The organism is Nonomuraea sp. B12E4, assembly GCF_039871825.1.
In the GTDB taxonomy this organism is placed as follows: domain Bacteria; phylum Actinomycetota; class Actinomycetes; order Streptosporangiales; family Streptosporangiaceae; genus Nonomuraea.
Genome location: NZ_JBDPME010000048.1, coordinates 24,719 through 43,960, shown reverse-complemented (window position 1 = coordinate 43,960; position 19,242 = coordinate 24,719). Strand labels below are relative to the sequence as shown.

The 19,242-nt window shown below is 69.3% G+C and carries 20 protein-coding genes; 12 read left to right on the top strand and 8 right to left on the bottom strand.

Annotated features, from left to right (window positions below; all coding sequences use genetic code 11):
• Positions 1-144: 144 nt before the first annotated feature.
• The gene (locus tag ABGB18_RS46990) at positions 145-1,710 is read left to right on the top strand and encodes a tetratricopeptide repeat protein (protein ID WP_347702220.1); all 1,566 of its coding nucleotides are present in this window, start codon (positions 145-147) and stop codon (positions 1,708-1,710) included.
• A 94-nt stretch (positions 1,711-1,804) separates the two neighbouring features.
• On the opposite strand, the gene ABGB18_RS46985 is transcribed toward ABGB18_RS46990, so the two are convergent.
• Positions 1,805-2,386: a TetR/AcrR family transcriptional regulator gene (locus ABGB18_RS46985; RefSeq protein ID WP_347702219.1), complete on the bottom strand. Its 582-nt coding sequence runs from the start codon at positions 2,384-2,386 to the stop codon at positions 1,805-1,807.
• Between the two features lie 73 nt (positions 2,387-2,459).
• Between ABGB18_RS46985 and ABGB18_RS46980 the strand changes: the two genes are divergently transcribed.
• The 3 genes from ABGB18_RS46980 (at position 2,460) to ABGB18_RS46970 (ending at position 4,206) form a co-directional block, all read left to right on the top strand.
• Entirely contained in the window at positions 2,460-2,984 is a 525-nt protein-coding gene (locus tag ABGB18_RS46980; RefSeq protein WP_347702218.1) for a carboxymuconolactone decarboxylase family protein, read from the top strand.
• Between the two features lie 251 nt (positions 2,985-3,235).
• Positions 3,236-4,012 carry an SDR family oxidoreductase gene (locus ABGB18_RS46975; RefSeq protein ID WP_347702217.1) on the top strand — a complete coding sequence of 259 codons (777 nt, stop codon included), beginning with the start codon at positions 3,236-3,238 and terminating at the stop codon, positions 4,010-4,012.
• Entirely contained in the window at positions 4,009-4,206 is a 198-nt protein-coding gene (locus ABGB18_RS46970; protein ID WP_347702216.1) for a hypothetical protein, read from the top strand. The genes ABGB18_RS46975 and ABGB18_RS46970 overlap by 4 nt, the downstream gene beginning before the upstream one ends.
• 168 nt (positions 4,207-4,374) lie before the next feature.
• Here the strand turns inward: ABGB18_RS46970 and ABGB18_RS46965 are convergent, their stop codons facing one another.
• From ABGB18_RS46965 to ABGB18_RS46950, 4 genes are all read right to left on the bottom strand, one after another.
• On the bottom strand, positions 4,375-6,582 hold the full coding sequence (locus ABGB18_RS46965; RefSeq protein ID WP_347702215.1) for a xanthine dehydrogenase family protein molybdopterin-binding subunit: 2,208 nt from the start codon (positions 6,580-6,582) through the stop codon (positions 4,375-4,377).
• Position 6,583: 1 nt separating this feature from the next.
• Entirely contained in the window at positions 6,584-7,555 is a 972-nt protein-coding gene (locus ABGB18_RS46960) for a xanthine dehydrogenase family protein subunit M (protein WP_347702222.1), read from the bottom strand.
• Positions 7,555-8,148: a (2Fe-2S)-binding protein gene (locus tag ABGB18_RS46955; RefSeq protein WP_347702214.1), complete on the bottom strand. Its 594-nt coding sequence runs from the start codon at positions 8,146-8,148 to the stop codon at positions 7,555-7,557. Before ABGB18_RS46955 ends, ABGB18_RS46960 begins: the two co-directional genes overlap by 1 nt.
• Before the next feature lie 86 nt (positions 8,149-8,234).
• Positions 8,235-8,426 (bottom strand): hypothetical protein, encoded by a 192-nt coding sequence (locus tag ABGB18_RS46950; RefSeq protein ID WP_347702213.1) that lies wholly within the window; start codon positions 8,424-8,426, stop codon positions 8,235-8,237.
• A 75-nt stretch (positions 8,427-8,501) separates the two neighbouring features.
• Between ABGB18_RS46950 and ABGB18_RS46945 the strand changes: the two genes are divergently transcribed.
• The 4 genes from ABGB18_RS46945 (at position 8,502) to ABGB18_RS46930 (ending at position 10,752) form a co-directional block, all read left to right on the top strand.
• Positions 8,502-9,104 carry a TetR family transcriptional regulator gene (locus ABGB18_RS46945; RefSeq protein WP_347702212.1) on the top strand — a complete coding sequence of 201 codons (603 nt, stop codon included), beginning with the start codon at positions 8,502-8,504 and terminating at the stop codon, positions 9,102-9,104.
• 98 nt (positions 9,105-9,202) lie between these two features.
• Positions 9,203-9,358 carry a hypothetical protein gene (locus tag ABGB18_RS46940; protein ID WP_347702211.1) on the top strand — a complete coding sequence of 52 codons (156 nt, stop codon included), beginning with the start codon at positions 9,203-9,205 and terminating at the stop codon, positions 9,356-9,358.
• Between the two features lie 187 nt (positions 9,359-9,545).
• Positions 9,546-9,839 (top strand): hypothetical protein, encoded by a 294-nt coding sequence (locus tag ABGB18_RS46935; protein WP_347702210.1) that lies wholly within the window; start codon positions 9,546-9,548, stop codon positions 9,837-9,839.
• Positions 9,826-10,752, top strand: a complete 927-nt coding sequence (locus ABGB18_RS46930; RefSeq protein WP_347702209.1) for an SAM-dependent methyltransferase — start codon at positions 9,826-9,828, stop codon at positions 10,750-10,752. Before ABGB18_RS46935 ends, ABGB18_RS46930 begins: the two co-directional genes overlap by 14 nt.
• 481 nt (positions 10,753-11,233) lie before the next feature.
• Here the strand turns inward: ABGB18_RS46930 and ABGB18_RS46925 are convergent, their stop codons facing one another.
• Positions 11,234-12,208, bottom strand: coding sequence for an acyl-CoA desaturase (locus tag ABGB18_RS46925; RefSeq protein WP_347702208.1), 975 nt, complete (start codon positions 12,206-12,208; stop codon positions 11,234-11,236).
• Positions 12,209-12,427: 219 nt separating this feature from the next.
• Here ABGB18_RS46925 and ABGB18_RS46920 point away from each other — a divergent pair, with 219 nt between their 5' ends.
• The 4 genes from ABGB18_RS46920 to ABGB18_RS46905 are packed head-to-tail and all read left to right on the top strand — an operon-like array spanning position 12,428 to position 17,790.
• Positions 12,428-13,780: a cytochrome P450 gene (locus ABGB18_RS46920; RefSeq protein ID WP_347702207.1), complete on the top strand. Its 1,353-nt coding sequence runs from the start codon at positions 12,428-12,430 to the stop codon at positions 13,778-13,780.
• A 2-nt stretch (positions 13,781-13,782) separates the two neighbouring features.
• Positions 13,783-15,363, top strand: a complete 1,581-nt coding sequence (locus ABGB18_RS46915; protein WP_347702206.1) for a peroxidase family protein — start codon at positions 13,783-13,785, stop codon at positions 15,361-15,363.
• Positions 15,360-17,537, top strand: coding sequence for a hypothetical protein (locus ABGB18_RS46910; protein WP_347702205.1), 2,178 nt, complete (start codon positions 15,360-15,362; stop codon positions 17,535-17,537). Before ABGB18_RS46915 ends, ABGB18_RS46910 begins: the two co-directional genes overlap by 4 nt.
• 10 nt (positions 17,538-17,547) lie before the next feature.
• Positions 17,548-17,790 (top strand): hypothetical protein, encoded by a 243-nt coding sequence (locus ABGB18_RS46905; RefSeq protein WP_347702204.1) that lies wholly within the window; start codon positions 17,548-17,550, stop codon positions 17,788-17,790.
• A gap of 44 nt (positions 17,791-17,834) precedes the next feature.
• Here ABGB18_RS46905 and ABGB18_RS46900 read toward each other — a convergent pair whose 3' ends face one another.
• Together ABGB18_RS46900 and ABGB18_RS46895 are read right to left on the bottom strand one after the other, a co-directional pair.
• Entirely contained in the window at positions 17,835-17,975 is a 141-nt protein-coding gene (locus ABGB18_RS46900; protein ID WP_347702203.1) for a hypothetical protein, read from the bottom strand.
• 522 nt (positions 17,976-18,497) lie between these two features.
• Entirely contained in the window at positions 18,498-18,851 is a 354-nt protein-coding gene (locus ABGB18_RS46895) for a hypothetical protein (RefSeq protein WP_347702202.1), read from the bottom strand.
• Between the last annotated feature and the right edge of the window lie 391 nt (positions 18,852-19,242).

Here is a 19,242-nt window from a genome sequence, read left to right as displayed (position 1 = left end):
TACAACACCCGCAGGAGACACTCCACGCTCAGCTACCTCAGCCCCATCGACTACGAGCAGCAGACCACCGCTAGAGTGCTGCTCGCCGCATGACAGCCGGTGTCCACGCTTCGGGGTGAGCCCCCGGGCTCCCCCGGTTGCCTCGTGGTGGTGACCAGCCGCGCCCGGCTGTCGAGCCTGGTCGCCATCGAAGGCGCTCAGTCAATCCCCCTGGATCTGCTGTCCGAGACCGAAGCGGGCGACCTGCTGGCTCGGCGCCTTGGCGCGCAACGGACCGCGGCCGAGCCTGAGGCTGTCAACGACCTCATCGCGATGTGCGCCGGCCTGCCGCTTGCGCTCGTCATCGTGACGGCCGCCGCCCACCGCCTGTTCCCTCTCGCCGACTTGGTACATCAGTTGCACCAGGCCCGTGACAACCTGGACGCCTTCGTCGGCGACGCATCGGTCACCGATGTACGGGCGGTTTTCTCGTGGTCGTACCAAGCACTCAGTACTGAAGCGGCGCGACTGTTCCGGCTGCTCGCCCTGCATCCAGGCCCGGACATCGGCATGGCCACGGCGGCCAGCCTCGCCGCGCTGACACCGGCTCGGATCAGACCCCTGCTGACCGAACTCTCCAGCGCCCACTTGATCAGCGAGCACGCCCCAGGAAGGTACGCCTTTCATGACCTGCTGCGCCTCTACGCCGCGGAGCTTGCCGACTCCGTGGACCCGCCCCTCTCGCGCGGCGCGGCACGTGAGCGCCTGCTGGACCACTACCTCCACACCGCGCACGTTGCTGCCCTCCTGCTGCAGCCGACCAGGAAGCCTCTGGCGCTGGACCCGCTGACCCCAGGGGTCGCTCCAGAACAGCCGCCTGGTTACGAGCAGGCGATGGCCTGGTTCGCCACCGAACGCCCCTCGCTCCTGGCCACACTCAGCCATGCGGCCGACGTTGACCTCAACCGGCATGCCTGGCAGCTCGCTTGGACGCTGAACGACTTTCTCGACAGGCAGGGGCACTGGCTCGACAACCTCACCGCGCACCAAGTCGCGCTCCGGGCCGCGGTTCAGCGGGGGGACTCGATCGGTCGAGCTCACACCCACTGCGGCCTGGCCCGCGCCTACATCAAGCTGAACCGTCTTGACGAGGCGCACGAACACCTGCTGCGCGCGCTTGACGAATACACGGAGCAACGCGACCTCCTCGGCCAGGCCGACACCACCCGGACCCTCGCATGGGTGGTCTGGTCACAGGGCAGCCATCGCGAAGGAATCGATCGCGCCCGGCGGACCATGGACCTGTACGCGGAAGCCGGGAACACGGTGGGCCAGGCACGCGCGTTGAACAACCTCGGCTGGTTCTACGCCGAGCTCGGCGAGCACGACCAGGCGCTCGACCACTGTCAGCAGGCCCTGCGCCTCCAGCAGGAGATCGGCGACCGCCGCGCCGAGGCTGCCACCTGGGACAGCCTCGGCTACATCCACCTCCAGACCGGCAGCGCGCAGCAGGCCATCGCCGGCTATGAACAAGCCGTCAACCTCCTGAGAGATTTCGACGATCGCCACGAAGAAGCCCGCGGCCTCATCGGCCTCGGCGACAGTCATCACGCGGCGGGCCAAGTCGGGGCAGCGCGAGAGGCGTGGCAACAAGCGCTCGACATCCTCACCGAACTCGGCCATGAAGACATCGGCGAGGTCCGTCGCAGGATTTACGACCTCGACCGATAACGACGGCATTCGCATTCTCGGCACTCGCCTCAGAAGTGCGAGCCATCAGTTCCGGTGCAGCGGCAGTCCTGGTTCGGCCGCGGGGGATTCGCCGTCACCTCGGGTCGATCAGTGAACGGACCAGGCGGGCGGCGACGTCGTCGCCCAACGGGGCGTGACCCATCAGCAGGCGATACCACATCAGCCCGTAAATCTGATCGACCAGCAGGTCCAGATCAGTGCCCGCGGGCACCTCGCCCTGCTCCAGGCCGCGAGCGAGCAGGGCGAGGAGCTCATCCCTGCGGCCGCCGGCGAACTGGCGCATCCCTTCGGCGGCGACAGGGTCCCGCTGGGCTTCGGCCATGATGCCACGCAGCAAACCGCCGACCAGTTCAGCGGTACGGAAGGTGGCGGCGACGAATGCCTCCAGGTCATCGGCGAACACACCTGTGTCCAGGCCGGGCGTCTCCCGTCTGGCTCGCTCCACCATGGCCTCGAGCAGCACCGCGCCTTTGGAGGGCCACCAGCGGTAGATCGTATGCTTGCTGACCCCCGCGGCCTGTGCGATGGCGTCAATCGGGACGGCCGAATAGTTGTGGGCGGCAAGCAGGTCGGCGGCGTGATCCAGAATGGCCTGCCGGACGGCGGGATTGCGCCGACGTCCGGTGTGCCGGCGAGGCTCGGGCTCTGCTGTCACATGACCAAGCATAACACTTGACGAAACCGGGGGTTTCTATAATCCTGTTACCGAAACCGGTAGTTCCGAAAAGGTGCCGAGCACGCCGGCCCCTGCCTCGGTTTCGGCGCTCCCGCCCCGCTGGAAACGTCGTGCCCAGCTGGCCTGGCAAAGCGCCACACGACAAGAGAACCACCATGACCCAGAGGAACACATGCACCGGGAACAGCAGTTCGAGCGAGGTTTGAAGGCACTCCGGCAGATCGACCCCGAAGCCGGCCAGATGATCGTCGAAGCTCTGGGCGACGTCTCGCCCGAACTCGGCCACCAGGTGATCGCCTGGGCATTCGGCGAGATGTACTCCCGCCCCGGCCTGCTCCCCCGGGACCGGCAACTGATCACTCTGGGCATACTTACCGCCCTCGGCGGCTGTGAGGCCGAACTCGACATCCACATCCGCGCCGCCCTCAGCATCGGCCTCGCCCCTGCCGAGATCACCGAAGCCCTCTTGCACTCGGCCGTGTACTGCGGCATGCCCCGGGCCTTGAACGGCACCTTGGTGGCCAAGAAGGTCTTCGCCGAAAAAGGCCTGCTTCCCATCGAGAACGCCACGGCCTGACTCCCGAGACTGGGAGGGTCAGCAACTGCTCATCCCCCCGAGTCGGCCACATCGGCGCGAATCGGCGGCTGGCACGCCACCGATGACCAGGGCGCCTTTGATCGCCCAACCAAAGGGCGCAATCCCGCCATGCCTGGCGAGCGCGAGGCTCGGTCGCACCAGCATGAGCGGACCCCACCACTTGACGAAACTATCGGTTTGGGCAAACCTGTCTTCGACATCGAAGATTCCGACACCATATGAGGCATGTCATGGATCTGAACCTGAGCGGCAAGCGGGCACTCATCACCGGCGCATCACGCGGCATCGGCGCCGCGATCGCCGAAGTGCTCGCCGAAGAGGGCTGCGATCTCGACCTGGCCGCACGCAGCGGCCCCGACCTGAAGAAACTGGCCGCCCAGCTGGGCACCGACTATGGGGTGAACGTCGACGTCCATGTCGTGGATCTGCGGCAGAGCCACGAACTCGACCGGTTCGCCGCCGCCGTCCCCGTACCGGACATCCTCATCAACAACGCCGGCGACATCCCCGGCGGACCACTGGCCGCAGTGGACGAGCAGACATGGCGGCACGCCTGGGAGCTGAAGGTCTTCGGCTACATCAACCTGACCCGCCACCTGTACACCAGGATGAAGACCCGTGGCCACGGCGTGATCATCAACAACATCGGTGCCTCCGGTGAGGGCACCGACGCCAACTACATCGCCGGCAGCACCGGCAACGCCGCACTCATGACATTCACCAGGGCACTGGGCGGGCGCAGCCTCGCCGACGGCATCCGCGTCCTCGGCGTCAACCCCGGCCCCGTCGCCACCGACCGCATCCTCACCCTGATGAAAGCCCAGGCCCGTGCCCGGTTCGGCGACGAGGACCGCCACAGCGAACTGACCGCCATATTCCCACTCGGCCGCGCCGCCACCCCACGCGAGATCGCCGACCTGATCGCCTTCCTGGCCTCCGACCGCTCCGCCTACACCACCGGCGCCGTGTTCACCATTGACGGTGGTGTGTCAGCGGCAGGCCTGTGAACGGGCTCCTGTGGGTGCTCCAGGGCACGCTGGCCGCCCTGTTCCTGGTGGCGGGGCTACGCCAACTCCTCCAATCCCCCAACCCCGCGCCGGGCAACACCTACGTCACCTGCCTGGACCTGCGCACGGGCGAGCAGGTCCAGCGGGCGCGCAGCGTGGCCGGCAAATTGGGCCTGCTGGTTCGCGTCGAGTAGTTCGGTGAGACGGCGAACCCCTCCTCGGGGAGCACGGGTGCGCACGCAGGTGCGGGCGTCGTCGGCGCCGACCGCGTCAGCACCGGTCAGGCGCGACGGGACCGCATGACATGCTTACCAGCCCCTGGCTCTCATCAGGCGGACATGCTGGGAGTCGCCCCATCACTGTCAGGCGAGCAGTTTGTCGAGAGTGATGGGCAAGGTTCGGATGCGTTTGCCGGTGGCGTTGTAGATGGCGTTGGCGAAGGCGGCGGCGGCTCCGACCGTGCCGAGCTCGCCGATCCCGCGCGCGCCTGTGGGGCTGAGCCTGGTGTCGGGGTAGTCGAGGAAGTGTACGTCGATCTCCGTGGTGTCGGCGTTGATCGGCAGCAGGTAGTCGGCGAGGTTGGCGTTGGAGATCCGGCCGGTTGCGCCTTCGACCTTGCCCTCCTCGAACATCGCTGCCGCGAGCCCGAACAGCACTCCCCCGGTGATCTGGTTACGCGCGGTTTGCGCGTTGAGGATCGCCCCGGCGTCCACCACGGTCGTGAAGCGGGACAGACGCGGCTCCCCGGTCCACCGGTTGACCCTGACCTCGCAGAAGTGCGCGGCATAGGAGGCATAGGCGTAGCCCTCGTCCAGGGCCGCACTGGTCCCCTGGGCGCCGACCTCGCCGCTCCTGGTCAGGGTGAGCAGCTCGCCGAACGCCACCGCCTTCCCCGCCCCTATGAGACTGCCCCCTTCGTACCGCACGTCGCGGGCCCCGAGCAGCGGCGAGCCCTCGGCCGTGGTGGCGTGCTCGACCAGCTTCCCGATCGCCTCCTTCGCGGCCACCAGGATCGCGGGCGTCACGGTCGAGGTAGCGGCCGAGCCGACGGCGCCGTACACGTCGGGGTTGCCGTTGCCCACGACGGGCAGCCAGGAGTCGCCGAGCGCCGGCTTGATCCGGTCGGCGGACACCTCCAGAGCGCGAGCCCCTGTCATCGCCATGATCGTCCACATCCCCGTGCCCGCGTCGGATGTGGCGCAGGCCACCGTGGCGGTGCCGTTCGGGCGGAAGGTCACCCGCACCGTCGTGGGCGCTCGGCCGGAGTCCAGGATGGCGGTCGACATCCCCAGGCCGACCAGCCAGTCCCCGTCGGTGACCGCGCCCGGCTGGGCACTGCGGCGCGACCAGCCGAACCGCGCGGCGCCCGCCCGGTAACACTCGTCGAGATGCTTGCTGGAATAGGGCGTGCCCTCGATCAGGGTCGACTCCAGGTAGTTCTTCATGCGCAGCTCAATGGGGTCCATGCCGAGCCGCACGGCCAGCTCGTCCATGGCGCTCTCCAGGGCGAAGGAGCCGGCCTCGTCGCCGGGGGCGCGCATGATCGTAGCGGTGGGCAGGTTCATGTCGGGGGTGACCATCAGCTTGATGTCGACGTTCGGGGCCGCGTAGTACTTCGGCGTGGTGCGGTAGCCGGGATCCTCCACGATACTCTGGCAGGTCGTGTGGTGCTTGATCGCGGTGACGCGCCCGTCCCGGTACGCACCGAGCGCGAGCGTCTGCGACGACGCCGCCCGGTGGCCGGTCACGGTGAAGAGCTGCTCACGGCTGGTCACGACCTTGACGGGGCGGCCGAGCGCGCGGGCAGCGGCCGCGGCCAGCAGCGCCGGCGCCCAGGTGAACGCCTTGCCGCCGAAGGCGCCGCCCACGTACGGGCTGACCACGTGCACGTCGGACAGTTCGACGCCCAGCACGGCGGCCAGCTCCATCGCATGCGCCGCCGGCCCCTGCGTACCGCTGTAGATCGTCAGCTTGCCGCTCTGCCAGGCGGCCACGGCCGCGTGCGGCTCCATCATGCTGTGGTGCCTGGGCGGGACGTCGTAGGTCTGCTCGACCCTGACCTGGCTCGCGGCCAGTGCGGCCTCGATGTCGACGTCCTGGGGCTTCTTGATCGGTTGCCCGAGTGGCAGCCCGGGGAGGGAAGGTGGGTCCGCGGGGCTCCGCTTGGCGTCCTCGAAGGAGGATTTGGGGGGCCGCGCCGCGTACGTCACCTTGATCAGCGCCGCGGCGTCGCGGGCCTGCTCGATGGTGTCGGCCACGACCAGCGCGACGAGCTGGCCGTAGTAGTGGATCTCGCGGTCGGCGAGCGGGTGGCGGGTCTCGGCGAAGATGCCCGCGAGCCCGGGCAGTGCGCCCGGAAAGGACGGCTGGTTGTCGTGGGTGTAGATGTCGATCACTCCCCCGGCGGCGCGGGCCGCGCCCAGATCCATCGAGACGATCTGGCCGTTGCCGATCGTGCTGGTCACCATGTGGCCGTAGGCCATGCCGGGCAGATTGTGGTCGGAGGCGTACTTGGCCGCGCCGGTGACCTTGGCGCGGGCGTCGATCCGGTTCATCGTGGGTTGTGCCATGTCAGCCTGCCAGGTGCACGAGTGCGCGGACGATGGTGCGGCGCAGCAGCGCCGGTTTGAAGGCGTTGCGGGACAGCGGGCGCGCGCCGTCGGTGGCGTGCGCCGCCGCGGCCTCGAACGTCGCCGCCTGCATCGGCCTGCCTTTTAGCGCCTGCTCGACGGCGGGCAGCCGCCAGGGTTTGGTGCCCACACCACCCGCCGCGACGCGGGCCTCGCCGATCACGCCGCCCCTCACGTTCACCGCGACGGCGACGGAGGCCAGGGCGAACTCGTACGACTGCCGGTCGCGCACCTTGACGTAGGTGGACCTGCGCGCCCACGGCAGCGCGGGCACGGTCACGCCCGTGATCAACTCACCTGGCCGTAACTCGTTCTCCAGGTGGGGCGTGCCGGCGGGCAGCCGGTAGAAGTCGGCCAGCCGCAGCGAGCGCTCGCCGCCGGCGCCGCGCAGCGACAGACGGGCGTCGAGCGCGGTGAGTGCGACGGCAAGGTCACTGGGATGAGTGGCGACGCAGGCGTCGCTGGTGCCCAGGATGGCGTGCGAGCGGTTGTGACCGTCGATGGCGGAACAGCCCGAGCCGGGCGAGCGCTTGTTGCACGTGGTGTGCGGGTCGCGGAAGTACCCGCAGCGGGTGCGCTGCAGCAGGTTGCCGCCGATGGTGGCCATGTTCCTGATCTGCGGGGAGGCGCTCTGCCGCAGCGCCTCGGCCAGCATCGGGTACGGGCCCGCGACCAGGTCGTGCCCAGCCACGTCGGCCATGCACTCCATGGCCCCGATGGACAGACCCACCGCGTCGGCCCGGATGCCGCGCAGCGGCACAGCCGTGATGTCCACCACGTGCGCAGGGCTGATGACCTCCAGCTTCATCAAGTCGACCAGCGTCGTCCCGCCCGCCAGGTAGGCGGATCCGTCGCGTGCCTGCTCCAACGCCTCGCTCACGCTGCGCGCGGCGGCGAACGTGTACGGCCGCATCACGCCCCCTCCTTCGCCATCCGCACCGCTTGCACAATCTGCTGGTATGCACCGCAACGACAGATATTTCCGGACATGTACTCCCGGATCTCGGCCTCCGACCCCGCGTGCCCCTCCTCGATCAGCGCGACGGCCGACATGACCTGCCCCGGGGTGCAGAACCCGCATTGAAGCCCGTCGCACTCCACAAACGCAAGCTGGACCGGATGCAGCCGGTCTCCGTCAGCCAGCCCTTCGACGGTGGTCACGGCCTTGCCACCGACCCCGGCCGCGAGTGTGAGACATGACAGCACCCGGCGACCGTCCACGTGCACGGTGCACGCCCCGCACTGGCCGCGGTCGCACCCTTTCTTCGTGCCAGTGAGATCCAGCCGCTCGCGCAGCGCGTCCAGCAGCGTGACGCGCGGGTCGAGGCTGAGCGTGCGCGCCTTCCCATTCACCTCCAGCGCGACCTCAACGACCTCGGCGCCCGTCGCGGTGGCGGCCGCAACCGGCCGTGGGTGCTCTGCGGTGGCGGCGAGCGCCGCTACCGCGGTCGAGGTCAGCAGGAAGCCGCGGCGCGACACCCCGCTGTCCCGTGACTGCTCGTCCATGAATCAGCCTCCGTTGCCTCGGGGCGGCAGCCCGGCCGCCCGGTAGATGTCGTCGATGGTGCTCACCGGCTCCCAGGACGCCGTCGTCACGATGGGCCTGACAGGTCGGCATAGGAGTCGTGTACGGCGCCGATGCCGTGCCGGGCTGCGAACCGCTGCGCCCGCAACCGTTCCCGGGCCGCCACGGCGACCACCCGCACACCCGGCACCCGCCTGGCGGGCCGAAGGAGTGCGGCGGGCGCGATGGCGGCGGCGCCCAGCAAGCCGATCTTGAGCACCTCTCCTCCAGAACCAGATACCATTAGGTACTGAGTACCATAACGTATCGAGTTCCATCGGGATAGACTGAACGCATGCCGGCCGAATCACTCCAGGAACGCAAGCGGCAGCGGGCGCGTAACGCCATCATCACGGCCGCCTACGAGCTGTTCGGTGAGCACGGGTTCGATGACGTGACGGTGACTCAGATCGCGGAGCGCGCCGAGGTCGGGCGCACCACGTTCTTCCGCTACTTCGGAGACAAGCAGGAGGTCGTCTTCGCCGACGACGAGCGGACCATCGCGGCCCTGATCGGCACGCTGCGGCGGGAGGCCGAACGGCGCGCCCCGATCGGCGACTCGCTGGCCGACGCGCTCGACGCGATCAGGGCGGCCACGCGGGAGGGTCTGACCGGGTGGACGGCCACGCCGCAGCGGTCGGCGGTGCACGCCAGGCTGCTGCGGCGCCACCCCGAGCTGATGGCGCGACTGCTGCTGAAGCAGCAACAGGAGGCCACCTTGATCGTCGACGTACTGGCCGAGCACGGGGCCACGCCCATGGCGGCGACACTGGCCACACAGCTGTCACTGGCCTGCCTCTACACGGCCATGCAGACCGCCGACGATCCCGCGAGTCTGCCGGAACTGGTCGAGGAGTCCTTCGCCAGGCTCGACGGCCTCACCGGGCGCTCCGGCTAGATCACCTCGACCTCGGTCGTCAGACGACAGCGCGGCGTTCGACGCGGTGGCCGACATGCCCCTCGAACAGGCCGCCCGACGCCGCGACACACTGGGATATGGCGGGCACGGTGCGGATCTGGGACGTGGCGTTGCCGTACGATCCCGACGGCCTCCTGCAGGCGGTGTGCGGCATCGCGGTCCGGCCATTCACCCCTGAGGAGTGGCAGCAGTACACCGACGAGCATTACCGGCCCAGTTGCCCGGTCCGCTGAGGAGTGCCGTCGTGATCACGGCGGTGCCCGTGATCTGGATATGACAGGTCATTCGCATTACCTGTCGCGTGGGGGCCAACCTCGGATTGGCGGTGCTGTTCGCCGCGGTCCCCGAGCCGCTGACCGTCATCAGGCTCGCGGGAGCCGCATATCCGCTGTGTCTGGTCTGGAAGACGCTCAAGGCCTGGTGGCGTCTCCGTCACGCGGTGGGACAGGTGCCGCCGGACACCCCGCGGCGGCTTTTCACGATGGGCCCGAGGAGGTCCACCCCGAGGCACTCGGCGGCGCCGGGGGCCGATACCTCGCCGGCAACACGATCGGCGGACCGGCCGGACGGCTGCTCCCCAGCTTCGTCACCGACCTGGCCGGCTGGCGCTGGGGACTCGCCGCGGCAGCACTCGCCGCGGCTCTGCTCACCGTGGCGTTCTGGCCCTGCTGCTCACGCTGCCCGCGACCCTTCAGCGCCCATGCGCACCTCTGATAACTTCAACCTCCACCTCACCTGCCGAGTCCTGGTCGTACACCGGACGTCCGGACCCGGGGCCCTGCCACCCACCTCAGCCCACGGCCGAAAGAACGGAAACCACGCGAGGAACGGTCCCGGCCAGCAACCCCCGCAGATCGACACCACCCGGGCACACTCCGCCCGCATGTACGACTACTACCTCGGCGGCACCCACTGGTACCCCGTCGACCAGGAGGCCGCCGAGAAGGTGAAGAGGGTCTTCCCCTTCATCGTCACCGGCGCACGGGCCAACCGCGACTTCATGCACCGCGCCACCCGAACCCTCGCCTCCGAGTACGGCATACGCCAGTTCATCGACATCGGCACCGGCATCCCCACCGAACCCAACCTGCACCAGGTGGCCCAGGCGGTGGCACCCGACGCCCGCGTCGTCTACGCGGACAACGACCCGACGGTGCTGGCCTACACCGACGCCCTGACGCTCGGCGGCCCGCAGGGCAGCACCACCTACGTGCACGCCGACCTGCGTCACGACTCCGTCCTCGACGACCCCCTCCTCCGCCGGACCGTCGACCTGGACGAACCTGTCGCCCTGTCCCTCCTCGCAGTGACACACTTCCTCCCGGACGAGGACAAGCCACAGGAAATCGTGAGGGCCATGGTCGAACGGCTCGCACCTGGCAGTTTCCTCGTGCTCTCACATGCCACACCAGACTTCAACCCGGCCGCCCACGACGCCGTGGCGGTCTACCGGCAGAGCGGCACCCCGGCACAGATCCGCACCAGAGCGGAGATCGAGCGCTTCTTCGAAGGCACCGAACTGATCGAACCCGGCCTGACCGCCACACACCGCTGGCGCCCCGACGGCGACTCCGGGATAACGGACGCGGACGCCTTCTTCTACGCGGGAATCGGGCGCAAGCCCTGACCTTCCACGCGGGAATCGCGGCGCAGGCCCTGACCTGCGGGGCCACCGCGCCGCCGCCGGCCCGCCCCCGGGCCGACGGGCAGAGTCCCGCCACCCCATCACCTTCGAGGGCCTCTACCGGAGAGCGTCCGTGCAACGGTGGCGGACCTGAAGCGGGCAGGCGGCCGCGGTGAACTTGGCGTCCCGACCACGGATGAGGAACGCGGCCGCGGTGCCCACATCCTGCGAGTCCATGGCGAGGTACGGCCGAGCCGGGTGACCCACAGGCCGGTGGGGTGGATCGGGACGCCGAGGACGCGGACGCGGCGGGTGGCGTGCTCGATGACCGCGACAACATGCAGGCGGGCGCCGACGAGGGAGCGGATCTCGAAGAAATCGCACACCGGCAGGGCGCCCGCCTGGCTGCGCAGGAACGCGGCCCAGGTCGTGAGTTGGGGGTGTCCTCAGCGGGAAAACACCCATGGGCGGCAGGCTCGCCGTGTCATCGCAGGGAGTCGGCACCGTTGTCGGGGCTGTGGTCGGGACTGTGGTCGGTGCGGTGGGTCGTCAGACGGTCGGGGTTCGGCCAGCGTACGCCGTGAGCCCAGCCCGCCCGCTCGAACCAGCGGATCAGCCGCGCGCTGGGGTCGAACTGGCCCTTGAGCACTCCGTGCCGGGCGCAGGTCGGCTCCACATGGTGCCAGTTGTGCCAGCCTTCGCCGAGCGTCAGCATCGCCACCCACCAGACGTTGGACGAACGGTCCCGGGTGCGGAACGGGCGGTCGCCGAAGGTGTGGGCGATCGAGTTCACCGACCACGTGACGTGGTGCACCACGGCGTAGCGGACCAGACCGCCCCACAGGAGCGCGCTCCACGTGCCCGACCACGACATCGACCACAGCCCCCCGGCGGCGGCCGGGAGCGCGAACGACATGAGAACGACCGCCGGGTAGGCGGCGTCGAAACGCCGCACGTCCGGGTCGGCCAGCAGGTCCGGCACCCAGTGCCGGCGGCTGGAGCGGTGATGGGCCGTGTAGAACCAGCCGACGTGGGCGTGCAGCATGCCGCGCAGCAGTGCCAGGCCGCTGTCGCCGTAGCGCCACGGCGAGTGCGGGTCACCTTCGCGGTCGGCGTACTTGTGGTGGCGGCGATGCTCGGCGGCCCACAGCGTGAGGGGGCCCTCGACGGCCATGCCGCCGGCCAGCATGAGCGCGATCCGTAGCGCCCGGTTGGCCTTGAAGGCGCGGTGGGTGAAGAGGCGGTGGTAGCCGATGGCGATCCCGAAGATGCTCACCAGGTACATCGCGACCGCGATGACCAGGTCGCGGAGGTCGATGCCCCAGCCCCAGGCGGCCGGCACCGCGAGGGCCAGCAGCAACACGGGGAGGACGACCAGGACGACCAGATAGGCGGTGCGGCGGCCGGTGGTAACCGTCACCGTCTCCACCGAGCCCGGCTGCGGCATGGGTGATGACATCACGTTTCCTCCCATGAGCGGTACAGGGCGACAGGCTCCCTATTCAACGGCCAGGCCCCTGGAGTGCGGCAATGTCCTTACAGTCACGGAGTAATTACTGTGGGGAAGTAAAACAATGCACTCTGTTGTCATGAAGAAAAGGTGTGGCGCCTCCCTAGATTGTGATTGCACAGCGTGATCATCGTTGTGCGCTCCGGCATCAGGCGGAAGGTCCACGAAATGGGTGCTGTCGATCAGGCGACCACGAGCGGCCATCTGGAGAGATACGACGAGGCGCTGGCCCGGGATCCGATGTCCGCGTGCAGCCTGGTCCGGGAGTGGATGCGTACCGGCTGGCGGAGCCTGTTCGCCGAGTTGCGCGAGCGACGCCCCATCTTCGTCACACCCGCCTTCACGGTCGTGACCCGCTTCGCCGACGTCACCGAGGTGCTCTCCCACGAGCAGGTCTTCTCGGTACGTGCCTTCGGCCCTCGCCTCGACGCCGCGCTGGGCGCCCCGTTCATGCTGGGCAGGGACGCCACGCCGATGAACTGGCGGGAAAAGGGCCTGATGCAGCTCATGCTCGACCCGCGGGACGCGGCCGACGTGCGCGAGCTGGCCGGCCGCCTCGCCGACGAACTGCTCGACGCCGCCTGGCCCGGCGGACGCCTCGAAGCGGTCCACGGGCTGTTCCGCCCTGTCGCCCTCGGCGTGTGCGCGCGGTATTTCGGCGTTCCCGGCCCCGATCCGCAGACGCTGGGCCGGTGGACGCGGGCCATCGTCGCCGACGGCTTCGCCAACTTCCTCGGAGATCCGGACATCCAGGCCGCGTCCGTCAGAGCGGGCACCGAGCTGGTCGGATACCTGCGCGACCGCCTCGCCGAGCACCGGGCCACACTCCGGGCCGGACGGGACCTCCCCGACGACGTCTTCACCCGCCTCGTCCGCTCCTCCCTGCCCGCCAGGGCCGACGTGACCGACGACCGCATCGTGATCAACATGGCCGGACTGCCGCTGGGCTTCGTGGAGAGCGCGCCGGGGGCCATGGTCGAGGCGGTCGAGCAGTTCCTGCTGCACCCGCGGGTTCTCGCGGAGGCCGCGGCCGTCGCCGGAGACCCCGAACGGTTCGATCCGTACGTCTGGGAGGCACTGCGGTTCAGCCCGTTCTTCAAGCTGCTTCCCCGGCTGTGCGAGCGTGACCATGTCCTGGCCGCGGGCACGCCGCGCAGCACGGTGATCCCCGCGGGCACGTTCGTGCTCGCGGCACCGGCCTCGGCCATGTTCGACGCGGCCGTGGTGCCGGAGCCCGACGAGTTCCGCCTCGACCGCCCTCGCCACCATCAGCTGTTCTTCGGCTCCGGCCATCACTCCTGCCTCGGCGTGCACCTGGCCGGCGCGGTGATCGCCGAGACCGTACGCCGCCTGCTGCTGCGTCCCGGCGTGCGTCCGCTCCCGCCACCGGCGGGCCGCGTCGAGCGGACACTCGGGATCTTCCCCGACCGCTTCGCCCTCGGGCTCGGCGCCGAGGGTCGGGTCCCGGCCGAAGGGCTCGGCGCCGAAGGGCGGCCCGGCATCGACCGGCGGGAGGGCTGACGATGGCGGCGAGCCGAGCACGCAGCATCGCCACGGATGGTCTCGCCAACCGGCTCAGGTTCCTGGCCCTGACCAACGGCCGACCGCTCTGGGACCTCGTACAGAGAAGCCGGCCGGTCCGGCGCCGGATCAACGCCTCGCTGATCGACCATGCGATCCGGGAGATGCCGCCGCGTCCCGAGCCGTTGAGCACCATGGCCGACTACACCTCGTGGGCCTCCTTGACCGACCGCACCTACAGCGGCAGGCACCTGCCTCCGGCGCCCGTCGACGAGGGGGCCCGTCCCACTCCCGAGAGTGCCGGCGGCCTGTTCACCCGCGGCGACTCCATGATCCCCTGCCCGCGCTCCACGGTGCTTTTCGCGTACTTCGCCCAATGGTTCACCGACGGTTTCCTGCGCGGCGACACCAACATCCCGCGCGACCCGCGCAAGAACAGCTCCAACCATCACATCGACCTGAACCAGGTGTACGGCCTCGACGAGGCGGCGACGGCCGCACTGCGCACGTTCGACGGCGGGCTGCTCAAGAGCCAGCTCATCAACGGCGGCGAGTTCCCGCCCTACCTGTGCGAGAACGGCAAGATCAAGCCGGAGTTCGCCCCGCTGAGCGTCATCCGCTTCGACCAGCTCACCGACGCGCAACGCGACACGCTGTTCGCCACCGGCAGCGACCGCGGCAACGGCCAAATCGGCTTCACCATGCTCACGGTGCTGTTCCTGCGCGAGCACAACAGGGTGGCCCGGCAGCTCGCCCGGGAACATCCGCGCTGGGACGACGAGCGGCTGTTCCAGACGGCCCGCAACATCCTCATCGTGCTGCTGATCAAACTGGTCGTCGAGGAGTACATCAACCACATCACCCCCTACCACTTCCGGTTCACCCTGGACCCGCGGCTGTCGGCGATGCTCGCCCACGCGCCCTGGCACCGGCAGAACTGGGCCTCGGTGGAGTTCAACCTCGTCTACCGCTGGCACAGCCTGATCCCGTCCCACCTGTCGGTGGGCGGGCGTGACCTGCCGATGGCCCAGACCTTTTTCGGCAGCGCGCTGATCCCCGGCCCCGGCCTCGGGCGGCTCTTCGAGGACGCCTCCCGCCAGCAGGCCGGCCGCATCGGCCTGTTCAACACCGACCCCGTCCTGCGGGAGATCGACGTGGCCAGCATCGCCGACTCCCGGGCGCTCGACCTGGCCCCGTACAACAGCTACCGCGAGCACTGCCGCTTCCCCAGAGTGCGTGCCTTCGAGCACATCTCCAGCGATCGGCGGGTCACCGGCGCGCTGCGCGAGCTCTACCGCGACGTGGACGACGTCGACCTGTACGTCGGGCTGTTCGCCGAGGAACCCGGATCCCCCACCGCGATCCTGCCTCCGCTGCTGACCAAGATCATCGCTATCGACGCCTTCTCCCAGGCGCTCACCAACCCGCTGCTGGCTCCGCGGATCTTCAACGCCGCCACGTTCTCCCCGGAGGGCGTGCGGGTCATCGCGGCCACGCACACGCTGTCGGACGTGCTGCGCCGCAACACGCCGGAGGACCCGAGCCCCCGCCTCGTCAGCATGTCCCGGCGGACCCGGTCATGACCGCGGAGAACGATCCGGCCGCCAGGTCGCTGCGCGCCGCGGCCCGCGAGCTGGTGGACATCGCGCTCACGATCCAGGACGCGGCGGCTCACGCCACGGCCGCGCTCTCCGACGACGCGCTGCTGCGCGCCCTGCCGTACGCTCCCTCGGCGGCCAGGCACACCTACCGAGCGCTGCTACGGGCCACGACGAACGGTCAGGGCCTCGGGTGCGCGTTCACCGGTGGCCGGCTGGCCACCGCGGCCGTCAAGGCCGGTGCCATGCTGGGGGCCGAGAGTCTGGCCGTACGTGTGCTGGCCACGTCGCTGCGGTTGCGCGTGGCAGCCGTGGCGGTCGCTCACCCCGAGCTCACCGGGGACCCCATGCTCGCCCGGCTCATCGACGCGGCCGCCGCCGACCGCGATCTGGAGGCCGTCCGGGCCCTGCGCGCCCTGCTCAAGGACCGCGGTGCGGTGCACGCGCTGAGCCAGCTCGCCCCGGTCTTCGGCGAGGTGCTCGCGCTGCGCGCGCTGCTGGACGAGAACCCGCTCAACGACGCCACCGCCTGGCTCATCGCTACGGGAAAGGGCTTCGCCACCGCCGATCCAGTCACCGGCATGAGCAACAGGGCCATCGCCGTCCTCGACACCGGGGAGGGCGCCGCGCGCCGGATCGAGCTGACCGCGGCCGAGTCGGCCCGGCTGTGCACACGGGGGTCGCTGCTCGGCTTCCTGGGCAACATCAGCGCGATCGGCACCACGGGGCGGGCCCTCATCCAGAGCGTCGAAGGACCCGACGGTGTGATCCGCCACATCCTCCAGGCACCGGGCATGCGGGTGGGACGTCCCGACGGTGAATCGCCCCAGGACCTGCTCGGCGCGTTCAGCAGCGCCGTCCTGGCCAGCAGCCCCTACAGCCGCGCCCTGGCCGAGGCCGTCGCCGACTACGGGCTGCCGCCAAGCGCCGAGCTGGCGCTCGTCGGACACAGCGCGGGCGGGGCGGCGATCATGAACCTGGCGCAGGACCCCGACTTCTGCACCCGCCACACGATCACCCACGCCATCGCCGTCGGCTCGCCCGTCGACTTCAAACGCCCCGCCGACCCGCGCACCTGGGTGGCCAGCGTCACCAACCAGCACGACATCATTCCCACCCTCGACGGGCAGGGCGCCGGTGCCTGCTTCGACCTGCACCCCGACTGGTACGTGGTCGATTACGGCGATTCCACTCACCTGTTCCCGCACTGCCACAGCATCGAGCATTATCTCGCCAACATCGCCGACGATCTGCCCGAGGCTCGCGATCTCATCGAGGAGCGGCTTACGCCGTTCCGGGGGCAGGTCGTGCGTTCCCAGGCATACCTGCTGTTCGACCACCCGCCCGAGCCGGAGGAGTCCCCCTTCCTGACCGTGCCCACCCGCGCCGTGGACGGTCCCGAGGGAACCGTCGAACTGCCGATCAGGTGCCGCGACGGCAACGCGCTCACGGCGTACTTCGCCGCGCGCCCGACAGCGGCGGCCGGCCTGCTGGAGGGTACGGGGCTCGGTCCCGCCCTCCAGGTGGCGGGCCGTGCCCTGGTCGCCGTGCACGCAGCCCGGAACCGGCACACCAGTGCGGGCGGCTATGGGGAGTTGCATGTCGGCATCGTCGTGCCCGGCCCGTTCCGCCGACGCTCCCGTTCTCCCGTCCGGTCCGACCTGCTGAGGCGACGCTCCTGCCTTTCCGTCTGGCCTGATCTGCTGCGGGCGGCGGACCTGCGCCGCTCCGGCAGCTTCCTCGTCGGCTCCGCAGTCGACACCACGATCGTCCGCGCCCTCGGCCCGCGACTGTGGGGCGGCGAAACGTACCTGACGCCCCTGGAACTCCGGCTCGGCACCCGGTCCGCCCACGTCGCCGCCGGCCAGCTCCTCACTCTGCGTGGACGACTCGGTCCGGGACTGCCTCTGAGCGATCCCGGCCTGGTCGGCTACACACACGAGGCCGGTGCCGTGCTGCGGTCCTGCGTCCGGGCCCGCGGGCAGGCCCGGCTGCACGCGGCGCCGTCACTTCGGCTGGTCATCGAGCCGCAGTCGACCCACCCGCTGGCCGACCCGCTCCGCGAGCTGGCGCTCGACGGCGCCCGCCCACTGCTGTGCCTGTCGGCCAGCACCCGCCAGACGCTCCGGGATGCCGCCGTCCCGGTGCCGCACGCCTGACGGAGGAGTCATGTCCGCCCAGATCGCCGCGATCATCGCTCACGCCGAAGTCCTGCGATCGGACGCCCGCGCTCTTGCTGCCTGCGCCGAGCGCCTGCGCGCGATCGAGGCAGGGCTGAAGGCCGGCGGCGGGGCACCGCATTGGCTGCACGCATCGGTGACCGCCCACCTGGCCGCCTGCGCGGCGGCCGCCGCCGACCTGGAGAAGGCCGCGCGGCGCCTGAGCCGCTACGCCGACGAGGCGAGCCCATGACCGGGGCGCTTCGCCACGCGGACCAGCGACAATAACAGGCGCGGTCAGATAGTCCGGCGCCACCGGACGGCGAGGTTCTCCCGGCACCAGCCGATCGTCGACCTGGCCTTGTCACTGGAGCCGGCGTGGGCGCCGTTGGTGCCGATCAGGTGGGTGACCACGTCCGGCTGACCGCGTTCGATCATCTTCGGCTGATCACAACGGCGACGGTTCGCCGTGTTGCCCCCGAGACAACATGATCAAGCCTTCTCAGAGATCTCTGAGAAGGCTTGATTGCTCTCGCGGACGCTGACCCTCTACGATCCCGTCTCCCTCCTTCAGGTCCAGGGCGAGCACGGGTGACCCCAAACACAGAGTCGTATTCTCCAGATGTCGCTATCCAGGTGTCTGACGGCAGAGGCGTTCGACCCTATCTGCATCCGGTAGATCGGACCATTATAGTACTGGTATTCGAGGGCAGCTGAAAAATTGGAGCCAGACCAGAGCCAGAGCCAGCTTTCGGCCCCGTTGGCCGGGTTGTTGTCGAAGGCGCCCTGGGCACCCTGATAATCCAGGACGACTTGAGCCGCCGAAGCAGGTTGCGCGGCGAGAGTCAGGCCGGTAAGAGCCGTCGTCACGACAGCAGTCGCTGTGACTAAGCCTTTCAGTCCCATTTGCTCTACCTTCTATCGGGCTTCGTTTCTTGTGCGGTTCCCAGAGACCCTGCGTCAGGTCCAGGCTGAACAAGTCTTCTTCACGCGGTCGCTGCCGACGCAAAGTCGTATTCTCCAGACGTCTCGATCCAAGAACCTGGTGGCGGACGTGTGGTGTCCAATAACCTCCAGGTATCCGGAGGTATTGTCATAGAACCGGTACTCAATGCCGGCGGCGCCACTGGTGCCAGACCAGATCCAGACCCAGCTTTCCGCCCCGTTGCCCGGGTTGTTGTCGAAGGCGCCCTGGGCACCCAGGAAGTCCAGGACAACTTGATCCGCCGAAGCAGGTTGCGCGGAAAGACTCACACCCGTAAGGGCCAGAGCCGCCGCGACAACAGCCGTTCTGGCAAAGCTTTTCGGGCTCATCCCGCTCCTTCCCATCTGACTTTGTACCGGCAATCCTGTCCTTTGTTGCGGAGCCGGATTTCCCGAACTCCGTGGACGTTCCACAGCTTGCCCGGGCTGTGGTCCTGGCGGCATCCGGGTGAGCCCTAGGACAGTCCCTGGGGGTTCCCGGCCGGTCTCACCGGACCTCCCGCAAGGAATTCCGCCAGGTCAGTGGCGGCGGCAGAGGTCTCGTCCGGTGATCCGGCTTTACTGGATCGGCTGTTCCGGGTCCTCGTGAAGCTCCGGTGGTCCTGCCGCCACACGCCCCGGCACCGCACCACCAGCGCAGATCTCAATCATGATCGCAAAGTGCCACTGGAGTCACTGGGGCCCACCAGGATGCCGCAGGGGTAGGCCCAAGGAGATTGGC